This is a genomic window from Litoribacter ruber (assembly GCF_018500185.1).
Lineage (GTDB): Bacteria > Bacteroidota > Bacteroidia > Cytophagales > Cyclobacteriaceae > Litoribacter > Litoribacter ruber.
Genome location: NZ_JAHBGI010000045.1, coordinates 1 through 1974, shown reverse-complemented (window position 1 = coordinate 1974; position 1974 = coordinate 1). Strand labels below are relative to the sequence as shown.

At 49.9% G+C, this 1974-nt stretch carries 1 protein-coding gene; it reads left to right on the top strand.

All coding sequences use genetic code 11. From position 1 onward, the window contains the following. The first annotated feature begins 481 nt into the window (after positions 1–481). A complete protein-coding gene (gene ltrA / locus KIH41_RS18000; protein WP_214163335.1) occupies positions 482–1873 on the top strand; it encodes a group II intron reverse transcriptase/maturase in 1392 nt (463 codons plus the stop codon). The last annotated feature ends 101 nt before the right edge of the window (positions 1874–1974 follow it).

The window sequence follows — 1974 nt, the reverse complement described above, 5'->3', positions numbered from 1 at the left end:
GGTACGCCATTTAGCGTGCGTTTATATATAAATATAGTTTATAACCCAGTATTATGAAAGGAATACACAGACCAATTTGCCGTTCAGTCTGAAGCAGTCGGGAGGTATGCAGCCGGAAACGGGTGCATGCTGAGTTCCCGGTGAGCGGTCATGTAAGCCGTAATGCAAATGAACCCAGTTAGACTTCGTTACGCAACATTGCAGCGGTCAACCTTCCTAAGGTGGCGAAACCTGATACATAGCGGGAAGCAACGGCAACCTGCACCGCTATGGCTGCACGGAGTAAGATGGGATGGCGTGCATGACAAGGGAAACGCATGAAACTTGGGAAGGTCCCTAACGGCATCGGATTGACCGCCGATGGACGAGGGATGCGGAGATGCCCATAGTACTGTCTGAGCTTCAGGACAACACAACCTGAAGGTAGGGAAGGGGCATTGCTGCCGAAACAACTGTTTTAGATAACAAAAAGATTACAGAATTGAAGAAGGAAAGTATTCAAGAGAGCGTACAAAATGAGATCATGGAACTGTCGCAGAAAAAGCGCAAGGACATGGGCTCACAGGAAAGGTCAAGACTGTTATACCTGAAACTATATCAGAAAGCCAAGCAGGACAAAGACTATAGGTTCTATGTTCTCTATGACAAGATTTTTCTGGACTATGTGCTGGAACACTCCTACAGGAAATGTAAATCCAAGGGAGGCAGTCCAGGCATAGACGGGATGACCTTTGAGGCCGTGGAGAAATATGGGCGCGACAGGTTCCTTTCCGAAATAAAGGAGGAGCTGAGGACGCGCACCTACAAACCGCAGGCGGTAAAACGGGTATGGATAGAGAAAGAGAGCGGGGGCCAGCGTCCCCTCGGGATACCGACAATCAGGGACAGGGTCGTCCAACGGGCCTGCCTGACAGTGGTAGAACCGATATTCGAGGCTGACTTCGACGAATCGTCGCACGGCTTCAGACCGAAACGCTCAGCAAAGACCGCCATCACCGAGATCAAGGAGAACCTGAAAAAGGGGATGCACGATGTCTATGATGCGGACCTGAGCAAATACTTCGACACAATCCCACATGACAAACTCATGGTGGCCTTAAGGGAAAGGATTGCCGATCCGAGGGTTCTGCACCTCATCAAGCTATGGCTGAAAGCGCCGATAGCCGAGGAGGACGGCAGGTTCACGGGAGGCAGGAAAAACTCAAAGGGCACACCGCAGGGAGGGGTGATATCCCCTCTGCTGGCCAATATCTACATGAACCTTCTGGACAGGATTGTCCGAAAGGCAGATGGGTACTTTGCCAGACAGGGTATCAAAATGATCAGATATGCGGACGACTTCATCCTTATGGGGCAGCATATAGGTCAGGGAGCACTGGAAAAGGTATACGGGTATCTGGAACGTATGGAGCTGACCATCAACAAGGAAAAGAGCAAGATGGTAAAGGCCAAGGAGTCACCGTTCGACTTCCTCGGCTTTACCGTCAGGTACGACAAAAGCATTATCTACAAAGGGAGCAGGTTCTGGAACATATTGCCAAAACCCCAGTCCCAAAAGAAGATAAGGCAGAAAATCAACGCCAAGCTCAAAAAGATCGGCCACTACAAGGCGGAAGATGTCGTCAAAGAACTCAACCCGATAATAAGGGGCTGGACCAACAACTATAGGATTGAGGGGGTGAGCTATACGCAGGTGGCGTTCAAGAAGCTGAACGATTACATGAGAAAACGGATAGGTCGCTTCTACAACCGAAAAAGCCAGAGAAAATCACGTCTCCATGGTCAGGAGGCATACGAACTGCTTACCAAGAAATACGGTCTGGTGGTTCCCTATGTGAACTCTGGAATAAGGCCTGTGAATGCCCAAAGATGAACTTCGGCAGGAAAGCCGTATGCGGGAAAACTGCACGTACGGTTTGACGAGGGGGTGGGTCAGGGTTTAAATTAGACCCTGACCGCTCTACTCTACTGGCC